This window comes from Streptomyces sp. WI03-4A (assembly GCF_033792105.1).
GTDB lineage: Bacteria > Actinomycetota > Actinomycetes > Streptomycetales > Streptomycetaceae > Streptomyces > Streptomyces collinus_A.
On sequence record NZ_JARAUO010000003.1, the window covers coordinates 72,583 to 97,445 of the forward strand.

The window sequence follows — 24,863 nt, forward strand, 5'->3', positions numbered from 1 at the left end:
GGGCCGGTGGGTGTACGTCACTCCTTGACGAACGCCAGCAGGTCGGCGTTGAGCCGCTCCGCGTGGGTGGCGAACAGCCCGTGGGCGGCTCCTTCGTAGGTGAGGAAGGTGCTGTCGGGTATGAGTTCCGCGGTCCGCGGTCCGCACAGCGGGTACGGCGCCGCGAGGTCGGCGGTTCCGTGGATCACCAGGGTGGGCACCGTGACCGCGGCCGTCTCGGCGCGCTGGTCGGTGCTGAACAGGGTGCGGTAGATCTCCGTTCCGGCTCGGGGCGAGGTGTTGCGGCACATGCCGATGAGCCAGTCGGCGAGCTCGCGTGAGATCGGCAGGTCGTCCGGGTCGGGGTCCGGGCGGCCGGTGAAGAACGGCCAGGTGAGGGCGGCGAGCCAGGCGGCCCGGTCGGTGCGGATCGCCTCCTCGACCTGGTCGAACAGCTCGGGCTCCAGTCCGTCGGGGTGGTCCGGGGCGCGCATCAGGAACGGGGTGGTCGAGGCGACCAGGGCCAGCTTCGCCACCCGGCCGGTGCCGTACCGGGACAGGTAGCGGACGCACTCGCCGCCGCCCACCGCGTAGCCGACCAGTACCGCGTCCCTGAGGTCGAGGTGGTCGAGCAGGTCGGCGAGGTCACCGGCGAGGGTGTCGTAGTCGTAGCCGTTCCAGGGGACGTCCGAGCGGCCGCTGCCGCGCCGGTCGTAGGTGACGCAGCGCAGACCGTGGCCGGCGAGGAACGGTGCCTGGAACTCCCACATGCGTGAGTCGGCCATGGCCGCGCCGAGGAGCACCACGGGCCGTCCGTCGCCCCAGTCGCTGTAGTGCAGCCGGGTCCCGTCCCGGGTGGTGAGGTGGGGCATGCCTGCTCTCCTCCTTCGCGAGGGTCGGGGTGCCGGGGCTCACTTCCGGGCGGTACGGCCGGGGGCGGCCAGCACCAGCAGGGAGGCGAGGACGCCCAGGCAGATGAGCGGGATCAGGGTGACGGCGAACGCGTGCGGGTAGGCGCCGGCCCGGCCGCCGTGGTCCGCGAGCACGGGGAAGAAGACCGTGCCGGCGACGGCGACGCCGACGGCGGCCCCGCCCTCCTGCGCGGTGTTCAGCAGCCCGGAGGCGGCCGCCGCGTGCTCGGGGACCGCGCCGCCCAGCACCAGGTTGGTCAGCGGACCCGTGGTCAGGCCCATGCCGAGCCCGGCGACCAGCAGGGCCGGCAGCAGCCACAGCACATGGCCGCTCATGCCGAGGTCCTGCGCGGTCAGGGCGATCGCGGTGTAGCCGACGGCGAGGATGAGCGGACCGGCGGCCACCCGGCGGGCGTTGACGGAGGCGGCGAACCGGGCGGAGACGACGGAGGCACCGAAGTAGCCCGCGCCGAGCGCCAGGAAGACCAGTCCGGACTCCAGCGGGCTCAGGCCCCGGCCGAGCTGGAGGTAGAGGGCGAGGGTGAAGAAGAACGAGCCCATGGCGAGGAAGTAGACGACCGTGGCGACGAGGCCCACCGAGAACATCCGGGAGCGGAACATGCCCGGCTCGATCAACGGGCCACGGCCGGCGGCCGCCTTGCGGCGCAGGTGCCACACGGTCACCGCCAGCAGGACGACCGCGCCGGCCAGCGACTCCCACACCCACACCGGCCAGTCCCTCTCCTGGCCTTCGAGCAGCGCGAAGACCACCAGGCCCAGGGTCACCGTGATCAGGAGGGCACCGGCCAGGTCGAGCCGGGTGCCGCCCTGGCCGCGGGACTCCGGGATGGTGCGGCGGGTGTAGGCGAGGGACAGCAGGCACAACGGGACGTTGATCAGGAAGATCGTGCGCCAGCTCAGGCCGGCCACGTCGACGGAGATCAGCGCGCCACCGATGAACTGGCCGAAGACGCCCGCGAGTCCGATGACCAGGCCGTAGACGTTGAAGGCGCGGTCGCGGGCCTCGCCGGTGTAGACGGTGCCGATGATGCCCAGCACCTGGGGCACCATCAGCGCCGCCGAGGCGCCCTGGGCGATGCGGGCCACGACGAGGACGGTCACCGTGGGCGCGAAGCTGCACGCGGCCGAGGCCACCATGAACAGCGCCATGCCGAGGGCGAACATCCGCCGGCGCCCGTAGAGGTCGCCGAGCCGGCCGCCGGTGATCAGGCCGGAGGTGAAGGCGACGCCGTAGCCGACGACGATCATCTGGGCCTGCGCGGCGGTGGCGTGCAGGTCCGCCTTGATGGCGGGGACGGCCACGTTGGCGATGAAGAAGTCCAGCACCGTGATGAACGTCCCGACGAGCACCACCAGCAGGGCTCCGGCCGAGGGGGCGGCGGCCGGGGCGCCGGCCGTTGCGGTCCGCTCGCGCCCCTCCACCGCGACGTCCGGGCTTGCTTCAGAAGTCATGACGACTCCGTTTCCTTGTTTCTTTCGCTGTCGGTTGTCCGGTGCATCGGATTCCTCCGGTCACCAGGTCACGGGAAGGCCGGTCACCCCGTGGAAGACGGTCCCGCGCCGGAAGAGCGTGCGGGGGTCTGCCGCGAGGCGGAGGTTCGGGAAGCGGCGCAGGAGGGAGCGCAGGGCCAGCTCCATCTCCAGCCGTGCCAGGGGTGCGCCCTGGCAGTAGTGCGGGCCGAAGCCCCACTGCAGGTGGCCGCTGGTGTCGCGGTCGGGGTCGATGCGGTGGGGGCAGGCGAAGACGGACTCGTCGTGGTTGCCGGCCGGGACCGAGATGACGACGGCGTCGCCCTTCTCGAAGGTCACGCCGCCCACTTCGACGTCCTCGACGGCGAGGCGGACCATGGCGTCCTGCGAGATCGACCAGTAGCGCATGGACTCCTCGATGAACGCGGGGATCAGCGCGCCGTCGTCGGCGGCGACCCGGTCGCGCAGTTCGTCGTCGCGCAGCAGGGCGAGGACGTTGAGGGCGATCTGGTTGGTGGTGGTCTCGTGGCCGGCGACCAGCACCAGGCGGGCGATGCCGACGAGTTCGTCGAGGCTGAGGGCGCCGGTGGCGTGGTGGTTGACGGCGAGCCGGCTGATCAGGTCGTCGCCGGGGTCGGCGAGCTTGCGCAGCGCCAGCTTGGCCAGGTACTCCGACATCTCGACGAAGGCGGCCTGGGAGACGGCCGGGTCCTCCTGGGAGATGGTGACGCGGGTCTTCTCGATGAAGAAGGGCGAGTCCTCCTCGGGGACGCCCAGTAATCGCGCGATGACGAGGGTGGGCAGCGCCCGGGAGAAGACGGCGTGCAGGTCGGCGGGCTGGGGCTGGGCGGCCAGTTCGTCCAGCAGCTCGTCGACCAGCCGCTGGACCGGCTCGCGCAGCCGCTTGACGCGGCGGGCGGTGAACTCGGTCTGGATCATGCCGCGCAGTCGCGCGTGCTCGGGGTCGTCCAGGCGGAGGAACGAACTGGGGTTGCCCCCGGGCGGCACCTGGATGCGCACGGGAGCGCCGGGTAAGGTCTCGTCGGCGCTCAGGCGGGGGTCCGCCAGCGCCTGCCGTACGTCGGCGTAGCGGGTGACCAGCCAGGCCAGGCGGGATTCCGCGGCGCCCGCGGGAATCCGTACCACGCACGGGGGCGCCTTGCGCAGCTCGGCAAGGAGGGGCGGTGGGGCGCCGTCCTCGGTCCGGGCGAAGGGCCAGTCCAGGATGTCGGTGTGGTCCGCGAGTGACATGTTCGTCCTCCATGTTCGGGGGGCAAAGGTGGTCCTCGGCACCGACTCTCTTTCTGCGTGGGGGCACGGTGAAGGGGGTCCGGGCGGGCCACGAAGAGGAATGACTCCCTCCGGGGCACGCGCGGACGTCGGACGCCACTGTCGCGCACCTCCCTGACACCGCGCTGACGCAGCGCTGACACGGGTCCCTGGCGGGCCCGTGCGAGTCGGTGGGGGGAGGCTGCTAGCGCGTGGCGGGGGCGGCGGTCCGCCGGTGGGCGGTGGCCGGGGCCCGCCGGGGCGAGCGGGAGTGGCGCGGCTGTGCTGACGCGGTTCCCCGACCCGGTTCACGAGGGGGGAGCTGCGCGGTTCTGCGGCCGGGTAGGCCGTGGTGCGGGCCCGATGCGGGGGTGGGGGCCATGACGGGCGTTCTCCTCACGTCGGTCGCACCGGCGGCGAACCGGTGCGACGGCGGGCGCGTGTGGTGGTAATGACTTTGCCAAGAAGAACTGACCCGGGGCTGACCAGGGGCTGACGTGGGAAAGCCGCGCGGGAACGGTGTGTTCCAGCCGCGCGGTGATGGGGGGTGCTGGGGCGGTGCGGTTCGGGGGCGGGGCCGTGGTGGGGCACGGCCCTCCTGACACCCGGAGGGGGACCGGCTGTCACCAGGTGACGGGCAGCTCCTCGAGGCCGTAGACGAGGGTGTTCTCACGGAAGCGCACGTCCTCGGCCGGCACGGCGAGGCGGAGCGTGGGGAAGCGGGTGAAGAGCATGCTCAGGCACACCTCCAGCTCCATGCGGGCCAGCGAGGCGCCGGGGCACAGGTGCGCGCCGAAGCCGAAGGCGAGGTGGCCTGAGGCGTTGCGGTGGATGTCCAGGCGGCCCGCGTCGGGGTAGACCGACTCGTCGTGGTTGGCGCCGGGGATCGCCACGATCACGCCCTCGCCCGCGCGGATGCGCGCCCCGCCCAGTTCCACGTCGGCGACCGCGGCCCGCACCTGGTTGTCCTGCGAGATGGACCAGTAGCGCAGGAGTTCCTCGACGGCCGGCTTGTACAGGCCCGGATCGGCGCGCAGTTCGGCGAGCAGGGCGGGGTCGCGCAGCAGGCTGAGCACGCTGAGGCTGATCTGGTGGGCGGAGGTCTCGTGCCCGGCGACGAGGAAGAACCGGGTCATGGCGACGAGTTCCTGGTGGGTCAGCTCGCCGCTCGCCACGTAGCGGGTGACCAGCCGGCTGATCAGGTCGTCCTGGGGCTCGGCGGTGCGCCGGGCGGCGAGCCGGTCGAGATACCCGGTCATCTCGACGAACGCGCCGTACGTCTCCTCGGGGGTCGCGTCCTGGGAGAGGATGACCCGGCTCTGCTCGGTGAAGGTCGCCTCGTCCTCCTCCGGGACGCCGAGCATCCGGGCGATGACCAGGGAGGGCAGCCGGACCGCGAAGTGCTCCACCAGGTCGACCGGGCGGGGGCCCCGTGCCAGCTCGTCCAGCAGCCGTTCGACGAGGAGTTCGACCTCGGGTCGCAGGGCGCGGGTGCGGCGGGCGGTGAACTCGGTCATGGCCATGCGGCGCAGCCGGCCGTGTTCGGAGCCGTCCATGCGGTTGAACGACATCACGCCGGGCTCGGGCGGGAGCTGGATCCGGATCGGGAAACCGGGCTTCTGGTCGTCGGCGCTGAAGCGGTTGTCGTTGAGCACCTGGCGGACGTCGGCGTGCCGGGTGACCAGCCAGGCCTCGCCGCCGCGTATCCGCACCTTCAGCGGGGCCTCCTTGCGCAGGCCCTCGTACGCGTCCGGAGGCGCGTAGGGGCAGGAACGTGGCATCGGCCACTCGGGCAGCTGCTGCTCGCATTCGGACATGGTGTTCCCTCCGTTGGCTGGTCGCCTTGGCCGGTTCCCAGCGTTGGAGACATCCTGATGAGCGCCGCTGACGGGTTTCTGATGGATGACTGACAGGTTTTCAGCCAGTAAATGGCTGGTTTTCCCTTGGTAAAGGCGGTCGACCGACTTTCTTCGCCGCGACCGGAACCCCGTCGCGCGTTCGGGACTTCGAGCCCGTTCGGGCTTCGGGCATGTGCCGAGAAGGCGTGCGCGGACAACGGAACGGGGGCCGGCGTGTTCCGCCGGCCCCCGTCGGGCCCTCGTACCGGACGTCCGTCAGACGGCCTCGGGCGCGGCCGCGGCGCCGGCCGGCCCGGACGCCTTCGCCCGCGGCAGCAGTTGCACCAGAGCGGCCACGAGGACGCAGATCGCGGCCTGGACGAACAGGCTGGTGCCGAACGCGTGGGCGTAGGAGTGGGCGCCCGTCCCGTGCCCGGCGACGCTGAAGAAGACGACGCCGATCACCGCGATGCCGATGGCGTTGCCCATCTCCTGGGCGGTGGAGAAGACACCGGACGCGGCGGCCGCGTGGTGCGGGGCGACGCCCTCCAGGACCAGGGAGGTGAGCGGGGCGACGACGAAGCCCATGCCGACCCCGCCGAGCACCATGGCCGGGATGCACCAGCCGACGGAGCCGCTGGTGTCCAGGTGCCACACGGTCTCGGCCAGCGCCACGTCGCCCGCCGCGAGCAGCAGCGCGCCCAGGGCCAGGACCTGCTTGCCCAGCTTGGCCGCGACCTTGGGCGCCTGCACCGAGCCGATGAAGAAGCCGAGGCCGAGCGGGATGAACAGCAGCCCGGAGCGCAGCGCGGACTGGCCGCGGCCCTCCTGCAGGTACAGCGCGAGGACCAGGAAGAAGGAGGCCATCGCGGCGAAGAAGACCAGCAGGGAGACCACGCCCACGCCGAACGCGCGGTCCTCGAACAGGCTCGGGTTGACCAGCGGCGACCGGCCGCGGGCGGCCTTGCGGCGCTGGGTGTACCAGAACGCTCCGAGCAGCGGCACGGCGGCGGCCAGGCACTCCCAGGTCCAGGTGGGCCAGCCCTGCTCGCGGCCCTCGACCAGCGGCAGCACCACGGCGGTGAGCCCGGCGGTCACCAGGACGACACCGGTCAGGTCGAGTCCGGTGTGCCCGTCGGCGCGGGACTCGGGCACCAGCTTCGGGGTCAGCAGCAGGACGACGGCGCCGATCGGCACGTTGATCAGGAAGATCGTCCGCCAGTCCCAGCCGAACACGTCCGCCTTGATCAGCAGACCGCCGATGAGCTGGCCGAAGACGGCCGAGGCGCCCAGGGTCAGGCCGTAGGCGTTGAACGCCGCGACCCGGGCCTTGCCCGCGTAGGTCGTGGTCAGGATGCCGAGGACCTGCGGGATGACCAGGGCGGCCGCGGCGCCCTGCACCGCGCGCGCCGCGATCAGCTCGCCCATGTTCGGCGCGATGCCGCACGCCAGCGAGGCGAGCGTGAACAGCGCGAGGCCGATGGAGAAGACCCGCCGCCGGCCGTAGAGGTCGCCGAGCCGGCCGCCGGTGATCAGCATGGCGGACAGGCCGATGTTGAAGGTCGCGGCGACGAGCTGGATCTCGGCGCTGGTGGCGTGCATCCCGCGCTGCAGCGAGGGGATGGCCACGTTGACGATGAAGAAGTCGAGGTTGGTGATGAACAGGCCGGCCAGCACGACCAGGAGCGCGCCCCAGGCGGGTGCGCCGGCCGCCTCCTCGATGTCCGGTGGCGGTGCGGCCGAGGCCGCGCTGCCGGTCAGTTCCGCTTCGGTGGTCATGGACGACCCTCCTAGGTCGTTTCGTGCTGGTGGGATGGACGGCCGAAGGTGTCCGTGACGCACGGCAGGGCACGGGACGGCACCCGTTACGGTCATCGGGTCACTGTCCCGCGCCCTGCTGACACGGCGCTGACACGGCCTCTTCGGCTCAGCTCACGCTGGTGGCCACGGCTCGCTGCAGGCGGTGCGCGAAGTGCGCGGTGACGGCCTGCGCGTGGGTGTCGATGTAGAAGTGGCCGCCCTCGTACTCGTTGTGGCCCAGGTAGGCGGGGGTGCGGCCGGCCCAGTGGGTCATGGCGTCCGGGGCCTCCTGGAGCGGGTCGCTGCGGCCGCCGTACGAGGCGAGCGGGCAGGTGACGCCGGCACCGTCGTCGTCGTAGTCCCCGGCGACCCTGAGGTCGGAGCGGAGTGCGGGCACGACGAGCGCGAGCATCTCGGGGTTGTCGTAGACCTCGGCCGGGAAGGAGCCCAGCTTCTTGATCCACTCGACCAGCTCGGGTTCCGGCATCCGGCTCTGCTCCTCGGTCGGCTTGAAGAAGCCCACCGGCGACCAGCCGGACATCCCGACCATCACCGGGGTCCGGCCGCCCTCCTCCTGCATCCGGATCGCCAGCCGGAACGCCAGCTGGGCGCCGAGGCAGTGGCCGAAGAACGCGAACGGACGCTCGTCGAGGTCGTTGAGGACCGCCTCGTGCAGGGCTTCGAGCAGCGGCCAGAACTCCTCGTAGGTCGGCTCCTCCCGGCGGTTGTGGCGGCCGGGCAGGGTGACGGCCTGCGGGGAGATGTCCGGCGGCAGCAGCCGCTCCCAGTCGCGGTAGATGATGGCGCCACTGCCCGCGTGGGGCAGCAGGAACAGCCGGATCGAGGCGTCGGGCGAGGGCTCCACGGGGTGGAACCAGTTCCCCTCGCTGGACATCTGACTGCCGATGGTGCCGATGGCGGAGGTCACGACTGCGTACTCCCAACGGTAATGGACGAACCGAGGGCGCGTACCGCGGGCAGCAGCACCTCGGCGATCTCCTTCAACTGCGGCTCGGGATCGAGGGAACCGATCCGCACGACCAGGTGCCGGGCACCGGCGCGGACGTACTCCCCGAGCCATTCGGCGCACTTCTCGGCGCTGCCCCAGGCGTACGCCTGGATGCTGCTCATCTGCTCCAGCGAGCGGCCGTAGTAGTGGCTGATGTAGTGCTCCAGTTCGGCCCGGGCCGCGCGCTCGTCGCTGTTCACCGTCACCGTGGCGTACAGCGCCGGGGTGACCGTGCGGCCCGCCTCCTCGGCGAGCTCGGCGATACGGCGGCTGGCCCGGCCGTAGGCGTCGACGTCGGGCAGGAAGGGCAGCCAGCCGTCGTAGCGGGTGGCCGCGCGGGCGAGCACCTTGGGGGTGTCGCTGCCGGCCAGCCACAGCGGCGGGCCGCCGGCGACCGCGGGCGACGGGAGCCGGTCCAGGTGCTCCGACTGCCAGTACTTGCCCTGGAAATCGGCGGGTTCGCCCTCCTCACCGGAGCGCCACGCCGTGCGCCACAGCGCGGTGATCTCGTCCAGGCGGCCGACCCGGCCCTGGAAGGAGGCGCCGACGGAGGCGAACTCCTCCTCCGTCTCGGCCATCGGGAAGCCCGAACCGAGGCCCAGGATCAGCCGGTCGGCGGCGACGTGGCTGAGGCTCGCGATCATGTTGGCGCCGATGAGCGGGTGGCGCAGGGCCGGGGTGAGGGCGGCGGTGCCGACGGTGATCCGCCGGGTCGCCGCCGCGGCGGCCGAGAGGACGACGAGGGGATCGAGGCGGGGGCGCGCGGTGAGCGAGTCACCGGCCCACAGGGAGTCGAACCCGAGGTCCTCGGCCCGGCGGGCGAAGTCCAGCAGGGGGGCCGCCGCGTAGCTGCCGTTGATGGCCTGCTCCCGGGTGGGCAGCAGGATGCCGATCCGCAGGGGCTCGGTGCTCATGGACAGTCCTTCTCGACGAGGGGCTTGGAGGGTGACGTCATACGGTGCTCGCCAGCGGGTCCCGGGCCGGCGCCGTCAGCCGCTCCCGCACCGCGCGGCGCAGGATCTTGCCCGAGGGGTTGCGGGGCAGCGACTCGGCGAAGTGGTAGGTGCCGGGGATCTTGTAGTCGGCTATCCGGCCCCGCAGGGACAGCAGCAGCTCGCGCGGGGTGGCGCTCGCGCCGGGCCTGAGCACCACCACGGCGTGCACGCTCTCGCCCCAGCGGTCGTCGGGGAGCCCGACGACGGCGGCGTCCGCGACGGCCGGGTGGGCCGCCAGCGCCTTCTCCACCTCGGCCGGGTAGATGTTCTGGCCCGCGACGATGATCGTGTCGTTGATGCGGTCGCACAGGTGGAGGTAGCCGTCCTCGTCGAGGTAGCCGGCGTCGCCCATGTGCAGCCACTCCCCCACCAGCGTGCGGGCGGTGGCCTCGGGCAGGTTCCAGTAGCCGAGCATCCGGGAGGGGGCGCGGACGCAGATCTGACCGATGGCGCCGGGCGGCAGCGTCTCGCCGTCGGGGCCGACCACCTTCACCTCGTTGCCGGGGCAGGGCTTGCCGACGGAGGTGAGCACCGTGCTGCCCGGGTGGTGCGCCTCGGGCGGCAGGCACACCGCCACGCTGCCGGTCTCGGTGCTCGCGTAGATCTGCGCGAACTCGCAGCGGTAGGTCTCCAGGCACTGCTTGAGCAGCGTCTCGGACATGGGTGCCGCGCCGTAGGCGATCTTGCGCAGGGAGGCGAACGCCTCGGGTCCCGCGCCGCGTTCGGCCGCCATCGCCTGGAGCATGGCCGGCGCGGCGAAGGTGGTGGTGACGCCGTGGGCGCGGATGAGGCGCACGGCCTCCTGCGGGTCGAACTGCGGCATGATCACGTTGGTGCCGCCGGCGTTGAAGGTGTGCAGGAACCAGCCGATGCCGGCCACGCCGAAGCCCGGCAGGGAGATCAGCGCCACGTCCTCGGGCAGCCAGTCGATCCAGTCCACGCCCCGCTCGCGGCTGGCGTGCGGCAGCGTGAAGAAGCTGCGGTGGGCGAGGACCGCGCCCTTGGGCAGGCCGGTGGTGCCGCTGGTGTAGATCTGGATGACCGCGTCGTCCGGTCCGGTGCCCGGCGCCGGGTCGGTGTCGGGCTGGTCGGCGGCCCAGGCCAGCAGGCCCGCGCCGCGGGCGGGTTCGCCGTCCGCGTCGGTCCCGTCGACCCGGATCACCCGGCGCAGCCCGCGCAGCTGGTGCCGGACGGTGGCGACGGTGTCCCAGAACTCGTCGTCGACGAAGATCAGCGCGGCGCCGGAGTCGCGCAGGATGTGGTCGACCTCGCTCGGCGTGAGCCGCCAGTTGACCGGCACCAGGACGGCACCCGCCTTGGCGCAGGCGATCATCACCAGGTAGTAGTTCGCCGACTCGCGGCCCAGGTACGCGACCCGGTCGCCGCGCCCGACCCCGCTGGTGCGCAGGGCGTGCGCGGCCCGGTTGCTGTCGCGGTGCAGCTTCTCGTAGGTGGTGACCCGGCCCTCGCAGACGATCGCGGGGTGGTCGGGGCGGCTCCCGGCGTGGGCGCGGGCGGCGTGGTGGAGCGTCCAGCGCTCCCTCGGTGTCTCAGTCATCGTGGTTTCCCGTCCCTTGGGGCTGTCGGGCCTTGGGGCTGTCAGGCCGCCGGCACCGGGCCGAGCTGCCCGTCGACGAACTGGGCCAGCGCGCGGACCGTGGGGTGGTCGTGGGTGAGGGAGGCCGGCAGGGGCAGCCGGAAGGTCTGCTCCAGGGCGGCCTTGACCTGCTGGGCCATCAGGGAGTCCAGGCCCAGCGACACGAACTCGGTGGAGACGTCCAGCTCGTCGCCCTCCTCCAGGTGCAGGACGGCGGCGACCTTCTCGCGGACCACGCCGGTGACGGCGGCCAGGCGTTCGGCGGCGGGCAGCGCGGCCAGCGCCTTCAGGTCGAGGCCGGTGCCGTCGTCGTCGGGTGCCTGCCGGGCCAGCCGGTCGAAGAACAGGTCGCCGGTGACGCTGCCGGAGACGTAGCGGTCCCAGTCGAACTCGCCGACGATCCGCTGGGTGCGCGGCCGTCCCCACAGCCGGGCGAGGGTGTCCAGGGCCCGGGTCGGGGAGAAGAAGCGGACGCCGCTGCGTTCGATCTCCTGGCTGAGGTGCTCCTCCAGGCGGGCCGACATGCCGACCCGGGCCCAGGCGCCCCAGTTCACCGAGAGGCCCGGCACCCCGCGCCGGCTGCGCCACTCGGCGAGGGCGTCGAGACCGGCGCTCGCGGCGGCGTAGTGGCCCTGGGTTGCGCCGCCGAGGACGGAGGCGATGGAGGAGTAGGTGACGAAGAACTCCAGGTCGGGGAAGGACTCCTCGGCGGCCTCGTGCAGCAGCCAGCCGCCGTACGCCTTCGCCGCGAGCTGGGCGTCGATCGACTCCCAGGTCAGCTCGGAGACCAGCTTCTTGTCGTAGGAACCGGCGGCGTGCACGATCCCGCCGAGCGGGTACGGGCCGGCCGTGACGTGCCGGACCAGGCGCTGGACGTCCTGGGAGCGCGAGATGTCGGCGCGTACGACGTCGATCTCGGCGTCGGCGGCGAGGTCGGCGAGGACCTCGGAGGCCTCCTCGGTGGCCCGGCCGCTGCGGCTGACCAGGGTCAGGTGCCGGGCGCCGAGGGCGACCAGCTTGCGGGCGGTGACCAGGCCGAGCCCGCCGAGCCCGCCGGTGACCAGGTAGGTGCGGTCGGACCGCAGGCCGGTGGGGCCCTCGTCGGCGGGGTCGGTGCGCTCCTCGGCCGGGTCCTCCGGGAGCGTCACCCAGGCGCGTCCGGCGGGGTCGGCCAGGGCGGTGCGCAGGGCCTCGCCGGTCTCGTCCAGCCGGAAGGCGGGCGCGGTGTCGTCGGAGCCGGTGGCGTGCACGACGGCCACGGCGGGGACGGTGAGGGTGGAGCGGAACGTGCCGTCGTGGCGGACGAGGACCTCGTCGCCGGCCGCGAATCCGGTGCCGCCGGGGGCGGCGAGGACCGTGCCGCGGGCCAGCCGGCCGAGCAGCGGCGGGGGCTCCTCCTCGGTCGCCTCGGTGCCCTCCTCCTCCGCGCGTTCGGCGCGCCCGGTGTCCAGGGCGGTGCGGGCGTCCTCGGCGGTCAGGCCGACGGCGCGCACCTTGACCTGGACCTCCTCGTCCCCGGGCGCACGGTCGGCGGCCGCGGCGAGCGCCAGGTCGGACAGGTCGCCGGAGTCCGGGGCGCGCAGTTCGAAGCCGCCGGTCCAGGTGAGGGTGGAGTCACCGGCGAGCAGCCGGCGCACGTAGCGGCGGCCGGGGCGGTGGGCGACCTGGTACTCGCCGGCCGGCTCGGAGCGCCACTCCTCGGCGAGCGGGGCGAGGCCGCTGCCCGGGGCGAGGTCCACGAGGGTGGCCCGGTACTGCGGGTACTCGGTGAGCAGCACCCGGCCGAAGCCCCACAGGGTGGCCGCGCCGAGGTGGCCGCCGTCGCCTGCCGGGTCGCCGGGCAGCCACTGGGCGCCCTCGGTGACCAGCCAGAGCCGGGGCGGCCGGGCCGCGCCGGAGGCGTCCAGCGCGCCGACGAGCGCGAGGAGTTCGCGGTAGTTGTCCTCGCACTCGGCACGCAGCCGGCCGTCGGACATCGGGGACGGCAGCTGCCGCCAGACCCGGCAGACGTCGGTGACCGTGGGGTCCTCAAGGGCCGCCTTGAGGTCGGTGAGGTCGGGCAGCCAGGTGACCTTCAGGCCGGGCTCGGCGGCGAGTTCGGCGGCCCGGACCGCGGACGGGTCGAGCAGGACCACGTGCCGGGCGGGCGCGTGCTCCGCGTCGGGCAGCGCGCGGCGCACCCAGTCGGGGCGGTGCAGGAACTGGCGGCGGCCGCCCCGGCCCTCGGGCCGGGCCATGCGCACGCCGAGCAGTTCGGCGACCGGTTCGCCGTTCTCCAGCAGCAGCACGTCGGCCAGTCGCCGGTCCTGCTCGCCGCGGACGCGGGCGAGGACGCGCAGGTTCTCGCCGCGCGGCTTACGGAAGTGCCGTACGGAGGCGATCTCGCGGGGCACGAAGACCGGGCCCTCGGGGTCGAGGACGACCAGCGCCTGGACGGCGGCCTCCAGCAGTTCGGCCGGGACGTGCTCGACGGCGGTGGCGTCGCGGCCGGTGAGCTCGCCGGTGACCAGGCCGTCCCCGTGCCGGGCGGCGCCCAGCAGCAGCCGCATGCGGGGGCCCTGGGGGCGGCCGACGGAGGCGAGGTCGGTGTAGATGTCCTCGTCGTCGATGAGCTGGCCGCCCGGGGCGAGGCCGGCGTCCAGCTCGGCCAGTTCGGAGACCGGCACCATGGGTTCGGGGTCGGCGCAGACCACGGCGGTGGCGTGCAGGTTCTCCTCGCCGCCGACGACCGTGAACACCTCCACCTCGGCGCCGCCGCCGGGCCGCGGCCGCCAGCGGGTGGTGAGCGCGGTCACGGTCTCGGCGGGCAGCTCCAGCGGGGCGAGCAGCCTGAGGTCGCGGACGGCGGAGCGGGCGTGGCCCTGGACCGCGTCCTGCGCGGCGAGCAGCAGGTCGACGTAGGCGCCGGCGGGCAGCACGGTGCGGCCGCCGTCGGCGAGGTCGGCGAGCGCGCCCAGTTCCTCGGTGGTGAACTCGGCGTTGAACTCGCGCACTCCGCTGGCGAACCGCTCCTCGACGCCGAGCAGCAGGTGCCGTGCGGTGCCGTTCGCGGCGGACTTGCGGGGGGTGACGGAGGGCAGCCAGTAGCGCTTGCGCTGGAAGGCGTAGGTGGGCAGGTCCACACGGGCGGGCGCGGGGCGGCCGGCGTGGTAGTCGGCCCAGGAGACGCCCAGTCCGGCCGCGTAGTAGTCGGCGAGCGCGGTGAGGGTGGTCGCGGTGGTGGTGTCCCGGCGGCGCAGGCTGGCCAGCCACAGGTGGTCCTCGACCGTGACGGAGCGCCGGGCGAGGGCGGTGAGCCCGGCCTGCGGGCCGATCTCGACCAGGGCGTGCCGGCCGCGCTTGGCGACGGCGCGGATGCCGTCGAGGAAGCGCACCGGTTCGCCGATGTGCCGCACCCAGTAGTCGGGGTCGCCGATCTCGCGGAAGCGGGCCAGGCGTCCGGTGACGTTGGAGATGATGCTGATCTTCGGCTCGTGGAAGGTGATGCCGTCGAGGGCGGCCCGGAAGTCGTCGTAGACCTCGGCCATCAGCGGGGAGTGGAAGGCGTGCGAGACCTTGAGGCGGTCGACGCGCACGCCCCGGCCCTCCAGGACGGCGACGACCTCGTCGAGGGCGGCCGTGGCACCGGAGACGACCGTCTGGTCGGGGGCGTTGATCCCGGCCAGGGCCAGGTCGGGCCGGCCCTCCAGCAGCGGGGCGACCTCCTCGACGGGCGCGGCGACGGCGGCCATGCCGCCCTCGGCGCGCACCGCCTGCATCAGCCGGCCGCGGGCGGCGACCAGCCGGACCGCGTCGGGGAGGCTGAACAGGCCGGCCACGGCGGCGGCGACGACCTCGCCGATGCTGTGCCCGATGAGCACGTTGGGGCGCACGCCCCAGGCCATCCACTGCAGGGCGAGCGCGTACTCCAGGGTGAACAGCGCGGGCTGGGTGTACTCGGTGCGGTCGATCGCCTCGGGGTCGTCGGCGGTGCCGAGCAGCAGGTCGCGCACCGAGCCGTCGAGGTGCTGGGCGAACAGTTCGTCGCAGGCGTCCACCTGGGCGCGGAAGACGGGCAGGGCCGCGTAGAGGGCGGCGCCCATGCCGGCGTACTGGGAGCCCTGGCCGGTGAACATGAACGCGGTCTTGCGGATGCCGGTGGGGCCCTCGTGCTCGGTCTCGGCGGCCTTGTCCAGCAGCCGGACGAGGGCCGCGCGGTCGGCGACGGGGGCGGCGACGCGGTAGGGGTGGTGGGTACGGGTGGTGTTGGCGCTGTGGCACAGCGCGGGCACCGGAAGGTCCGGCCGCTCGTCCAGCAGCCGCCGGTAGTCGGCGGCGAGTTCGCGCAGCGCGGTGGCGTTCTTCGCGGACAGGGTGAACAGCGGTGCGGCGCCGTCCTCGTCGGCCGGGCGGGCGGCCGGCTCGGGGGCCTGCTCCAGCACCACGGCGCCGATGGTCCCGGCGAACCCGAAGCTGTTGACGACCGCGCGCCTGACCTCGGCGTCCCAGGGCTCGCAGGCGGTGGGGATCCGCACCGGGTACAGGTCCCAGGGGATGCGGCCGGAGGGGGTGTTGAGGTTGATGTGCGGGTAGATGGTGCCGGCGCGCAGCTGGAGCACGGTCTTGATGACGCCGACGATGCCGGAGGCGGGCTCCATGTGGCCGAGGTTGGTCTTCACCGAACCGACCAGCACCGGCCGGTCCTTGGTGTGGGAGTCGACGAACACGTCGCCGATGGCGCCGAACTCGATGGGGTCGCCGAGCGGGGTGCCGGTGCCGTGCGCCTCGACGTACTGGATGTCCTCGGGCGCGAGGTGGGCGGCGGCCAGGGCGCTGCGGATGACCTTCTCCTGGGCGGGGCCGTTGGGCACGGTCAGACCGGCGCTGTCGCCGTCCTGGCCGACGGCGGTGCCGCGCACCAGGGCGAGGATGCGGTCGCCGTCGCGCTCGGCGTCGGAGAGCCGCTTGAGAACGACGATGCCGCAGCCCTCGGCGCGTGCGTAGCCGTCGGCGGCCTCGTCGAAGGTCTTGCACTGCCCGTCCGGGGACAGCATCTGGGCGTTGGAGAACATCACAGGGATGCGGGGGTGGTGCAGGGCGTTGACGCCGCCGCACAGCGCGATGTCGGTCTCGCCGGCGCGCAGGGCGTTGGCCGCCAGGTGCAGCGCGACCAGGGAGGACGAGCAGGCGGTGTCGACGCTCATGCTGGGACCGCGCCAGCCGAGGAAGTAGGACAGGCGCCCGGACAGCGGGAACATGGTGATGCCGGAGGCGAGGTGGCCGTCGAGTTCCTCGTACGGCAGTGAGTCCAGTTCGAGCGCGTAGTCGATGGAGCTGGCGCCGATGTACACGCCGCCGTTGCCGCGGCGCAGCGGCGCGGGGTCGATGCCGGCGTGCTCCAGCGCCTGCCAGGCGGTCTCCAGCAGCAGCCGCTGCTGGGGGTCCATGTAGCGGGCCTCCTTCGGGGAGATGTTGAAGAAGGCGGCGTCGAACGTGTCGATGCGGTCCAGGAACCCGCCGGCCGAGGCGCGGATCTTGCCCTTGTCGTCGGGGCCCTCGGGGGTGAACGCGTCGACGTCCCAGCGGTCCCGGGGGATCGGCCGGATCCCGCTGCGGCCCTCCTTCAGGAAGGCGTCGAACTCGTCGGGCGAGCCGCTGCCGCCGGGGAACCGCAGACCGATTCCGACGATCGCGACCGGCTCGGGCGCCTGCTCTGATTCCTTACGCGGCATGGAACGACTCCTCAAGCTTCCTGAATGGCCTGGGTCAGGTGGTCCACGAGATGGGCGATCGTCGGCTCGTTGAAGAGCACGTTGACGTTGATCGACAGATCCAGGAGCTGTTCCAGGCTCTGCCGTATCTCGGTCAGCCGCAGCGAGGTGAGGCCGAGATCGAAATAGCTGACGTCGAGGGGAAGGTCCTCGGCGTCGTCCATGAGCAGGACGGCCCGGAACTTCTCCAGGACGATTGACTCGATCTCTTCGGCGAGTTCACTGCGCGGCAGGTCGCGCAACCGCTCGATCGTGCTGTCGACAGGTGGCATGCGGCCATGCAAGCAGCGCCGCCTGACGCCCCACTGACAGCCCGAGAGCGCTCCCGTGGCCGGATCGGCCCGGTCAGTCACGTGTCAGCGCGGGGTCAGATTCCGCTGTCAGGCTCGCATTGCTTCAAGAAATCCACACGCCATATCCGAAAGGCTGAAGATGCTTCGCGAAGCCGCGCAGGAGGAGAGTGCTGAGGCACCTTCCGGATTGAAGAGTTACGACCTCTACATCGCGGGCAAGGACGTCGCCGGAGACGGGTGGGTCTACACCGTCAGCGGACGTTCCCTGCTGGAAGACGTTTTCACGAGCGTCAGCCTGAAGCGCACCCTCGAACAGGACCCCGAGTCCGAGGCGGCCCAGCACCCCTACGTCGTCGGGCGGTGCGCGATCGCCGACGACTCCGCCATCGACCTGGCCACCCAGGCGGCCGCCGCGGCCGCCCCCGACTGGCGCGCCGTGCCGCTGGAGCGGCGGATGCGGCTGGGCACCCGGTTCCGCGAGGAACTGATCAAGCACCAGGACGAGTTCCTGCGCATGCTGGTCGCCGAGTCCCACCCCGTGAAGCTGGCCCGCTGGGAGCTGAGCTGCCTGCTGCAGATCTACGCCCCGGGCTCCCTGCGCTGGTACATGAAGCAGATGCGGGTCGAGAAGGAGTACAACGGCCGCAAGCTGATCCTGCACCGCCAGCCGGACGGTGTGGTCGCCTTCAACCCGCCGCAGAACGCCCCGCTGCCGAGCGCCGCCCTGTGCGTGCTGGCGCTGATGGCCGGCAACGCCGTCGTCGTGCGGGCGCCCCGCAGCATCGCGCTGTCCACCATGTGGCTGCTGCGCGACATCGTCGCCCCGCTGCTGGAGGAGATCGACGCGCCGGCCGGCGTGCTCAACGCGGTGTGCTCCAACCCGAAGCAGACCATGGACCGCTGGATCGCGGACCCGCTGATCAACGACATCTTCTACATCGGCGGCAGCCAGGAGGGCCTGCGCTTCGAGCAGCAGTGCGTGGCGCACGGCAAGAAGCCGATCCTCGAACTCGCCGGCAACGACGGCATCGTGGTCTGGAAGGACGCCGACGTGAAGTGGGCGGCCGAGGCCATCACGGAGTCGTTCTACGGCTCGGGGCAGATCTGCATGGTGCCCAACTACGTGCTGGTGCACCCGGAGGTCGCCGAGGCGCTGATCGCCGAGGTGAAGGAGCAGGTCAAGGGCATCAGGCCGGGCCTGCCCGAGGAGGAGGACGTGCTGCTGTCGCCGGTCAGGCGCAGCGAGCGGTTCTTCCGGCTGCTGCGCCAGGCGCTGGACAACGGCGCCGAGCTGGTCACCGGCGGCAACCGCACCGAGGTCGACGGCACGGTGTCCGAGACCGGTGTCTTCCTGCAGCCGACGGTGGTGCGGGTGGACGGCCTGGACCGGGCGCGGACCTACGACGTGGTCCGGGAGGAGACCTTCTTCCCGCTGATCCCGATCGTGGTCCCCGACCGCGACAACGACGACGCGCTCCTGGAGGCGTTCCTCCAGTTCGTCAACAGCAACGACTACGGGCTGCGCAACTCGCTGTGGTCGCGCTCGGACCACGTCATCGAGACGTTCGTGCGCCGGGTCGTCAACGGCGGCCTGCTGAAGGTCAACGACTCCCACATCGGCTTCCTGCCGTACCTGCCGAGCCACGGCGGCACCGGCCGCACCGGCGGCGCGTTCGGCGAGGCCAACTACCCGATGCTCAAGACCTCCCACGTCCAGGGAGTCAGCATCGCCCGCGACGTGAGCCCGTACGACGCGGTCTTCGGCGCCTGACCGCCCGTCCCGAAGTCTCCCGGAGGTTTCCCGTGCGTTCCCTCGATGCTGCCCGGACCGTCTGCGAGCGGTTCCACCCCGGACTGCTCAAGGAGCTGGAGCAGATCCCCTACACCGAGCGGGAGCGGCCCGGCAGCCCGGTGATCGACCTGTTCCGCATCCACGGCGGGGTCGGTCTGCTCATACCCGAGGCCTACGGCGGCCACGGCGCCGCCCCCCTCGAGGCGCTGCGGGTCCAGCTGGCCCTGGGTGCCGTGTCGCCGTCGCTGGTCGCGGCCGTGTCCATGCACCACTTCACCGCCGCCATGCTGTACTCGCTGGCGGTCAAGTCGGGCCGGCTCACCGGCGCGCAGACCGAGCTGCTGCACCGGATCGTGCCGGAGCAGCAGGTGATGGCCTCCGGCTGGGCCGAGGGCCGGACCGCGCAGAACATCCTGAAGCCGGCCGTGACCGCGCGTCCGGTCGAGGGCGGGTTCCTGCTGTCCGGTTCGAAGAAGCCCTGCAGCCTGTCCCGTTCCATGAGCCTGCTGACGGCGTCGATCGCCATCCACGGCGAGGAGGGCGGCGAGCCCGAGCTGGCGCTCGCGCTGGTGCCCGCCGACGCGCCGGGCATGTCGGTGCACGACTTCTGGGGCAACGACCTGCTGGCCGGCGCCGAGAGCGAAGAGGTGCGCCTGGAGGACGTGTTCGTCCCCGCCGACATGGTCGTCCGGGCCGGTGCCGACGACCCGACGCGCCTCGACGACCTCCAGTCGGCCGGGTTCGTCTGGTTCGAGATGCTGATCTCGGCCGGCTACGCGGGCAGCGCCGCCGCTCTCGTGGAGCAGGTGGTGGAGCGCAAGCGCGGCAGTGTCGAGGAGCGGGCCGCGCTCGCCGTCGACATGGAGGCCGCGCTCGCCCTGCTGGAGGGCGTGGCCCGCGGCACCGGTGCCGAGCCCGGCGACGAGGAGTCGGTGGCCCGGGTGCTGGTCGCCCGGTACGCGGTGCAGAACGCGCTGCCGGACATCGTCGGACGGGCGCTGGAGCTGCTGGGCGGGCTGGAGTTCATCAACAACCCGGCCAGTGCGCAGGTCGCTGCCGCGACGCGTGCCCTGGCCTTCCACCCGCCGTCCCGTATCGCCGCCTCGGAGCCGTTGCTCGCCTACTTCGGCGGGGGGCCACTGGTCCTGGCTTAGAGCTCGGCAAGCAGAGCTGAGTGGGCGACTGCGGGTCCGTTCTGGTTGATCGCGCGGTTCCCCGCGCCCCCCTCCGGGGCGCTTCCCCCCACCCGAACCTTTGGAGTGAGCGACACGTGACCGTCATTCAGGATTCGCCGGCGCCGGCGACCGCCGTCGTCGACGAGGCGGAGATCCTCAACCTGTACCGGGCCCACCTGAGCAAGGGCCGGGCCACGCTCGCCGAGCTGTTCGGCAGCCACATGGAGGTGGCGTCCGAGGGCGCCTGGCTCACCACCAGCGACGGTGAGCGCTTCCTGAACGCGGGCGGCTACGGCGTCTTCATCATGGGTGCCCGCCACCCGATCGTGATGGAGGAGGTGGAGCGCCAGCTGCGCACCCACCCCACCGCGACCCGCATCCTGCTGGAGCCGACGGTGGCGCGCGCCGCCGAGGCGCTGGTGTCCGTGCTGCCGGCCGGCCTGGACCGTGTGCACTTCGCGTTGTCCGGCGCCGAGGCGGTGGAGACCGGTCTGAAGCTGGCCCGCGCGGGCGGCTTCAAGCGGACCGTCTCGATGCGGGGCGGTTACCACGGCAAGACCCTGGGCGCGCTGTCGGCGACCGCGAAGGACGTCTACCAGGCGCCGTTCCGCCCGCTCATCCCCGACTTCCAGCACCTGCCGTTCGGTGACGCCGACGCCCTGGAGGCCGAACTGCGCGCCCACCCGGGCGAGCTGTGCGTGATCCTGGAGCCGGTCCAGGGCGAGGGCGGCGTGATCATCCCGCCCCGCGGCTACCTCAAGCGGGTCGAGGAGCTGGTCCGCGAGTACGAGGGCTTCCTGATCCTCGACGAGGTGCAGTCCGGCTTCGGACGGCTCGGCGAGTGGTGGGGCGCCGACGTCGAGGGCGTCGTCCCGGACGTCCTGCTCACCGGCAAGGCGCTCGGCGGCGGTGTCATGCCGGTGTCGGCGGCCGTCGCCACCCGCAAGGCGTTCCGCCCCTTCGACAAGGACCCCTACGTCCACACCGCCACCTTCTCCGGTCAGCCGGTGCTGATGGCGGCGGTGCAGGGCGCGATCCGGGCCGTCAAGGAGGAGCGCCTGGTGACCCGGGCCATGGACCTCGGCGCCCGGCTGCTGCCGCGGATCGCGGAGGTCGCCCACCGCAACATCCCCGAGCTGGTGGTGGACGTGCGCGGCCAGGGGCTGCTCATCGGCGTGGAGCTGGTCGAGGCGGGCCTCGCCGGCGAGCTGCTGATCGAACTGTTCAACCACGGCGTGGTCGCCAACCACTCCATGAACGGCAGCTCGGTGGTGCGGTTCACGCCGCCCGCCGTGCTGGACGACACCGACGTGGACTTCCTCGTCAACTCCTTCGACCTGGCCACTCGCGACCTCATCAAGGGCGCGGCCAAGATGCCGGAAGGCGGTAACTGATCGTGCGGCACGTCGAACTCGATGCCCTGATACCCGCGGAGCAGGCTGAAACGGTCCTGCACGCCGTACGGCGCTGGGAGAGGTACCCAGACCTCGCACCCCACGTCAACGCGACCACCGTGCACTCCTCCTACCCCGACCCGAACCCCTCCTCCAGCTGGGAGCTGCACTTCCGCAGCGGCCTGCTGCGCTGGACCGAGGACGACACCGTGCTGCCGGAGAGCGGGGAGATCCGCTTCGAGCAGTCCGACGGCGACTTCGACTCCTTCACCGGGACCTGGACCTTCCGGCAGTCCGGACAGGACGTCGCCGTCCGCTTCGACGCCGACTTCGACTTCGGGATCCCGAGCCTGGAGGGGATCCTCGACCCGATCGCCGAGCGGGTCATCAAGGAGACGGTCGCCTGGGCGCTGACCGGCCTGTACCCGGCCGTGCGCATCCAGGGCGGGATCGAACTCACCGAGCCCGCCGCCGTCGGCGCCTAGGGATCGCCGAGGAGCTGACCATGGACCAGGCGAACCCCTTCGAGACACCCCGCACGTACTCGCTGCACCGCGCCGAGTACCTGGTGGGCCTCGCCGTCACCACCGGCATGATCGTCTACCACTTCGGCGACATCCGCTGGCTGCCGGCGCTCGGACTGTTCCTCTACATCGACCTGATCGGCTACATCCCCGGTGCCATCGCGTTCAAGAAGAGCGGCGGCCGGCCGATCCACAAGGCGTACTACGTCCTGTACAACGTCATGCACAGCCTCATCACGCAAGGCGCGGTGGCCGCGCTGTGGTGCTGGCTGGTCAAGCCGGAGTGGGCGCTGCTGGTGCTGCCGTTCCACCTGTTCGGCGACCGCGGCCTGTTCGGCAACTTCATGAAGTCCTTCGCACTGCCCTTCGAGCCGGTGCGCCAGGAGGGCTACCTGCGGCTGCTGGACGACCTGGGTCTGCCCCACCCCAAGCCGGTGGGCCACGCGATGGACCCGGTGCCGGTCGGGCACGTCCCGGCGCGGACGGTCGTACGGGAGAAGGAGGCCGTGCGATGACCACCGCCACGGACGTACGCCGTCCGGTCCGGCAGGACCCGGCCGAACGCCGCCGGGCGCTGTACCACCTGGCGTCGCCGGTGTCGGTGCTCACCACCGGCCCCGAGGACCGGACGCACGGCACCACCGCGAGCACGGTGACCCTGGTCTCGCGCTCGCCCCTGCTGGTCGGGGTCGTCCTGCGGGCGGGGTCGTCCTTCGCCCGGCTGGCCGCCGCCGAGGGCCGGTTCGCGATCAACGTGCTCGGCGGCGACCAGGCCGACGTGGCCCGGCGGTTCGCCGACAGCGGCCGGCCGGACGGCGACGAGGCCTTCGCGGGCCTGGCCTGGACGGCGGACCGGTACGCGCACGCCCCGCTGATCGCGGGCGCGCTCGCCCACTACGTCTGCCGGTTCCACTCCGCGCACGCGGCCGGGGACAGCGAACTGCTGCTCGGGCACGTGGTGCGGGCCACCGCGGACGACGGGCTCCCCCTGTTCAGTTACGCCGGCGGGCTGTACGCCGGCTCCCTGCGTCCGGCTAAGGAGGCCGCCGCATCATGACCGCACCCGTAGCTCCGGAGGCGGACTGGGACAAGGCGCCCGGTCTGCTGGACGGCGCCAAGGAACTCACCCTCGGCCCCGAGGAGTGCGACCTCGCGTACTGGATCACCTCGGTGGCCCAGGGCACGCTGCGCGACCGCGGGGTCACCGGCCACCACGAGAACGCGGTCACGCCCGGCTTCCTGAAGGCGCCCGGCCCGCTGCGCGAGGCGCTGGTGCTGGAGTTCGGCTTCCGGGCGCTGGCGGAGGAGCTGGCCACCCGGCTGCTCGGCCACTACGTGTCGATCGCGCCCGGCATCCCCGAGATGGAGTTCTACGCCACCCAGCTCATCGACGAGGCCCGGCACGCCCGGGTGTTCCGCCAGCACCTGGTGGAGCTGGGCATCCCGGCGAGCACCCTGCTCAGGGACATCGAGGACATGGCGCGGGACTACCGCAAGCGGGTCCTGGACCCGGTGGTGGACTTCACCCTCGACATCGTCCGCGACCGGGCCGACTTCCCCGGCGGGGTCGCCGTGTTCGCCATCATCATCGAGGGCGTGCTCGCCCCGGCGGCCGAGCTGAGCGAACGCAAGTGGACCCCGCTGTCCCCGGCGACCGGCGAGATCTCGCGGGGCACCGCGATCGACGAGATCCGCCACCTCACCGTGGCCAGCACCATCCTGCGCGACCACGTGGCCCGGCACCCCGAGTACACGCCGCGGCTGCTGGAGATCCTGCGCTCGGGCGTGAAGCTGTGGGACGAGATCCCGGACCGGGAGTTCGTCATCCACCGCGAGGAGCTGTTCCAGCAGGGCATGGCCGAGCACGCCGACAAGATCGGCGACTACGAGGTCTGGCCGGGCGTGCGGCTCCTGGACACCACCCCCGAGCAGCGCTACGACATGGCCGAGCGGTGGACCGACGAGATGGCCGAGGTCCGCATGGAGTACATGGGCCTGCCGGTCGAGGTGCTCTCCTCGGAGGCCGGCGCATGAGCACCGGCCGGGCCGCGGTCGTCACCGGCATCGGGTCGTACGTCCCGCCCAACGTGGTGACCAACGACGACCTGGCCGAACGGCTCGACACCTCCGACGCCTGGATCAGGTCGCGCACCGGGATCGCCGAGCGCAACTTCATCACCCCGGGCACCTCCACCGGCGACCTCGCGGTGGAGGCCGGCCTGAGGGCGCTGAAGTCGGCGGGCGACGAGCGGGTCGGGGCGGTGGTGCTGGCCACCACCACCCCCGACCAGCCCTGCCCGGCGACCGCGCCGCAGGTGGCCGCGCGGCTGGGGCTCGGGCAGGTGCCCGCCTTCGACGTGGCGGCCGTCTGCTCCGGGTTCCCCTACGGCCTGGCGTCGGCCGCGGGGCTCATCGCGGCCGGCATCACCGACCGGGTGCTGCTGATCGCCGCGGACGCCTTCACCACGATCATCAACCCCGCGGACCGCACCACCGCGGTGATCTTCGCGGACGGCGCGGGCGCGGTGGTGCTGCGGGCCGGCGACGCCGATGAGCCCGGGGCGATCGGCCCGCTGGTGCTCGGCAGCGACGGCGAGCTGAGCCACCTGATCGAGGTGCCGGCCGGCGGCTCCCGGCAGCGGTCGAGCGACCGCCCGGTCGACCCGGAGGACCACTACTTCCGGATGCTCGGCCGGGACACCTACCGGCACGCGGTGGAGCGCATGACCGCCGCGTCCACCGAGGCCGCCGAGCGGGCCGGATGGCGTCTCGACGACGTCGACCGGTTCGTCGCCCACCAGGCCAACGCCCGGATTCTGGAGGCCGTCTCGGACCGGCTCGGCATCCCCGCCGAGCGGCAGTTGAGCAACATCGCGCGGGTCGGCAACACCGGCGCCGCCTCGATCCCGCTGCTGCTCGCCGAGGCCACCGCCGAGGGCCGGCTCGCGGCGGGCCACCGGGTGCTGCTGACCGCGTTCGGCGGCGGCCTGTCCTGGGGCGCCACGACCGTCGTCTGGCCGGAGCTGCAGACAACCTGACCGACCGT

The 24,863-nt window shown here is 72.6% G+C and carries 18 protein-coding genes; 8 read left to right on the forward strand and 10 right to left on the reverse strand.

From position 1 onward, the window contains the following. Positions 1-17: 17 nt before the first annotated feature. The 10 genes from PV343_RS05245 to PV343_RS05290 all read right to left on the reverse strand — a co-directional run bounded on the left by PV343_RS05245 (position 18) and on the right by PV343_RS05290 (position 16,911). Positions 18-851 carry an alpha/beta fold hydrolase gene (locus PV343_RS05245; protein WP_319145579.1) on the reverse strand — a complete coding sequence of 278 codons (834 nt, stop codon included), beginning with the start codon at positions 849-851 and terminating at the stop codon, positions 18-20. A 39-nt stretch (positions 852-890) separates the two neighbouring features. After that, positions 891-2,363 (reverse strand): MFS transporter, encoded by a 1,473-nt coding sequence (locus PV343_RS05250; protein WP_319145580.1) that lies wholly within the window; start codon positions 2,361-2,363, stop codon positions 891-893. 60 nt (positions 2,364-2,423) lie between these two features. Next, entirely contained in the window at positions 2,424-3,632 is a 1,209-nt protein-coding gene (locus PV343_RS05255) for a cytochrome P450 (protein ID WP_319145581.1), read from the reverse strand. Between the two features lie 641 nt (positions 3,633-4,273). Next, on the reverse strand, positions 4,274-5,467 hold the full coding sequence (locus PV343_RS05260) for a cytochrome P450 (RefSeq protein ID WP_319145582.1): 1,194 nt from the start codon (positions 5,465-5,467) through the stop codon (positions 4,274-4,276). Between the two features lie 297 nt (positions 5,468-5,764). Continuing rightward, positions 5,765-7,267, reverse strand: a complete 1,503-nt coding sequence (locus PV343_RS05265) for an MFS transporter (protein WP_319145583.1) — start codon at positions 7,265-7,267, stop codon at positions 5,765-5,767. Between the two features lie 148 nt (positions 7,268-7,415). Further along, a complete protein-coding gene (locus tag PV343_RS05270) occupies positions 7,416-8,183 on the reverse strand; it encodes a thioesterase II family protein (RefSeq protein ID WP_319145794.1) in 768 nt (255 codons plus the stop codon). A 29-nt stretch (positions 8,184-8,212) separates the two neighbouring features. Continuing rightward, a complete protein-coding gene (locus tag PV343_RS05275; RefSeq protein WP_319145584.1) occupies positions 8,213-9,211 on the reverse strand; it encodes an LLM class flavin-dependent oxidoreductase in 999 nt (332 codons plus the stop codon). Between the two features lie 37 nt (positions 9,212-9,248). After that, positions 9,249-10,850, reverse strand: coding sequence for a fatty acid--CoA ligase (locus PV343_RS05280; protein ID WP_319145585.1), 1,602 nt, complete (start codon positions 10,848-10,850; stop codon positions 9,249-9,251). A gap of 41 nt (positions 10,851-10,891) precedes the next feature. Beyond that, the gene (locus PV343_RS05285; RefSeq protein ID WP_319145586.1) at positions 10,892-16,600 is read right to left on the reverse strand and encodes an SDR family oxidoreductase; all 5,709 of its coding nucleotides are present in this window, start codon (positions 16,598-16,600) and stop codon (positions 10,892-10,894) included. A gap of 11 nt (positions 16,601-16,611) precedes the next feature. Then, entirely contained in the window at positions 16,612-16,911 is a 300-nt protein-coding gene (locus PV343_RS05290; protein ID WP_319145587.1) for an acyl carrier protein, read from the reverse strand. A gap of 160 nt (positions 16,912-17,071) precedes the next feature. Between PV343_RS05290 and PV343_RS05295 the strand changes: the two genes are divergently transcribed. The 8 genes from PV343_RS05295 (at position 17,072) to PV343_RS05330 (ending at position 24,855) form a co-directional block, all read left to right on the forward strand. After that, positions 17,072-18,703 (forward strand): aldehyde dehydrogenase family protein, encoded by a 1,632-nt coding sequence (locus PV343_RS05295; protein WP_043476557.1) that lies wholly within the window; start codon positions 17,072-17,074, stop codon positions 18,701-18,703. A 32-nt stretch (positions 18,704-18,735) separates the two neighbouring features. Continuing rightward, complete coding sequence (locus PV343_RS05300) at positions 18,736-19,878, forward strand: acyl-CoA dehydrogenase family protein (protein WP_319145588.1); 1,143 nt, start codon at positions 18,736-18,738, stop codon at positions 19,876-19,878. A 116-nt stretch (positions 19,879-19,994) separates the two neighbouring features. After that, positions 19,995-21,293 (forward strand): aspartate aminotransferase family protein, encoded by a 1,299-nt coding sequence (locus PV343_RS05305; protein ID WP_319145589.1) that lies wholly within the window; start codon positions 19,995-19,997, stop codon positions 21,291-21,293. A gap of 2 nt (positions 21,294-21,295) precedes the next feature. Beyond that, positions 21,296-21,778 carry a type II toxin-antitoxin system RatA family toxin gene (locus PV343_RS05310; protein WP_020942807.1) on the forward strand — a complete coding sequence of 161 codons (483 nt, stop codon included), beginning with the start codon at positions 21,296-21,298 and terminating at the stop codon, positions 21,776-21,778. 20 nt (positions 21,779-21,798) lie between these two features. Further along, on the forward strand, positions 21,799-22,332 hold the full coding sequence (locus PV343_RS05315) for a hypothetical protein (protein WP_319145590.1): 534 nt from the start codon (positions 21,799-21,801) through the stop codon (positions 22,330-22,332). After that, positions 22,329-22,874, forward strand: coding sequence for a flavin reductase family protein (locus PV343_RS05320; RefSeq protein ID WP_319145591.1), 546 nt, complete (start codon positions 22,329-22,331; stop codon positions 22,872-22,874). The genes PV343_RS05315 and PV343_RS05320 overlap by 4 nt, the downstream gene beginning before the upstream one ends. Further along, a complete protein-coding gene (locus PV343_RS05325; RefSeq protein ID WP_319145592.1) occupies positions 22,871-23,851 on the forward strand; it encodes a VlmB-like protein in 981 nt (326 codons plus the stop codon). Before PV343_RS05320 ends, PV343_RS05325 begins: the two co-directional genes overlap by 4 nt. Continuing rightward, positions 23,848-24,855: a beta-ketoacyl-ACP synthase III gene (locus PV343_RS05330; RefSeq protein WP_020942803.1), complete on the forward strand. Its 1,008-nt coding sequence runs from the start codon at positions 23,848-23,850 to the stop codon at positions 24,853-24,855. The genes PV343_RS05325 and PV343_RS05330 overlap by 4 nt, the downstream gene beginning before the upstream one ends. Positions 24,856-24,863: the final 8 nt, after the last annotated feature.

Excerpts from the sequence above, each read along its gene's own strand:
- PV343_RS05290 (WP_319145587.1), bottom strand. The coding sequence starts at position 16,911 with ATGCCACCTGTCGACAGCACGATCGAGCGGTTGCGCGACCTGCCGCGC.
- PV343_RS05255 (WP_319145581.1), bottom strand. The coding sequence starts at position 3,632 with ATGTCACTCGCGGACCACACCGACATCCTGGACTGGCCCTTCGCCCGG.
- PV343_RS05275 (WP_319145584.1), bottom strand. The coding sequence starts at position 9,211 with ATGAGCACCGAGCCCCTGCGGATCGGCATCCTGCTGCCCACCCGGGAG.
- PV343_RS05270 (WP_319145794.1), bottom strand. The coding sequence starts at position 8,183 with ATGTCCAGCGAGGGGAACTGGTTCCACCCCGTGGAGCCCTCGCCCGAC.
- PV343_RS05265 (WP_319145583.1), bottom strand. The coding sequence starts at position 7,267 with ATGACCACCGAAGCGGAACTGACCGGCAGCGCGGCCTCGGCCGCACCG.
- PV343_RS05245 (WP_319145579.1), bottom strand. The coding sequence starts at position 851 with ATGCCCCACCTCACCACCCGGGACGGGACCCGGCTGCACTACAGCGAC.
- PV343_RS05250 (WP_319145580.1), bottom strand. The coding sequence starts at position 2,363 with ATGACTTCTGAAGCAAGCCCGGACGTCGCGGTGGAGGGGCGCGAGCGG.
- PV343_RS05330 (WP_020942803.1), top strand. The coding sequence starts at position 23,848 with ATGAGCACCGGCCGGGCCGCGGTCGTCACCGGCATCGGGTCGTACGTC.
- PV343_RS05285 (WP_319145586.1), bottom strand. The coding sequence starts at position 16,600 with ATGCCGCGTAAGGAATCAGAGCAGGCGCCCGAGCCGGTCGCGATCGTC.
- PV343_RS05315 (WP_319145590.1), top strand. The coding sequence starts at position 21,799 with ATGGACCAGGCGAACCCCTTCGAGACACCCCGCACGTACTCGCTGCAC.
- PV343_RS05260 (WP_319145582.1), bottom strand. The coding sequence starts at position 5,467 with ATGTCCGAATGCGAGCAGCAGCTGCCCGAGTGGCCGATGCCACGTTCC.
- PV343_RS05320 (WP_319145591.1), top strand. The coding sequence starts at position 22,329 with ATGACCACCGCCACGGACGTACGCCGTCCGGTCCGGCAGGACCCGGCC.
- PV343_RS05280 (WP_319145585.1), bottom strand. The coding sequence starts at position 10,850 with ATGACTGAGACACCGAGGGAGCGCTGGACGCTCCACCACGCCGCCCGC.
- PV343_RS05325 (WP_319145592.1), top strand. The coding sequence starts at position 22,871 with ATGACCGCACCCGTAGCTCCGGAGGCGGACTGGGACAAGGCGCCCGGT.
- PV343_RS05295 (WP_043476557.1), top strand. The coding sequence starts at position 17,072 with ATGCTTCGCGAAGCCGCGCAGGAGGAGAGTGCTGAGGCACCTTCCGGA.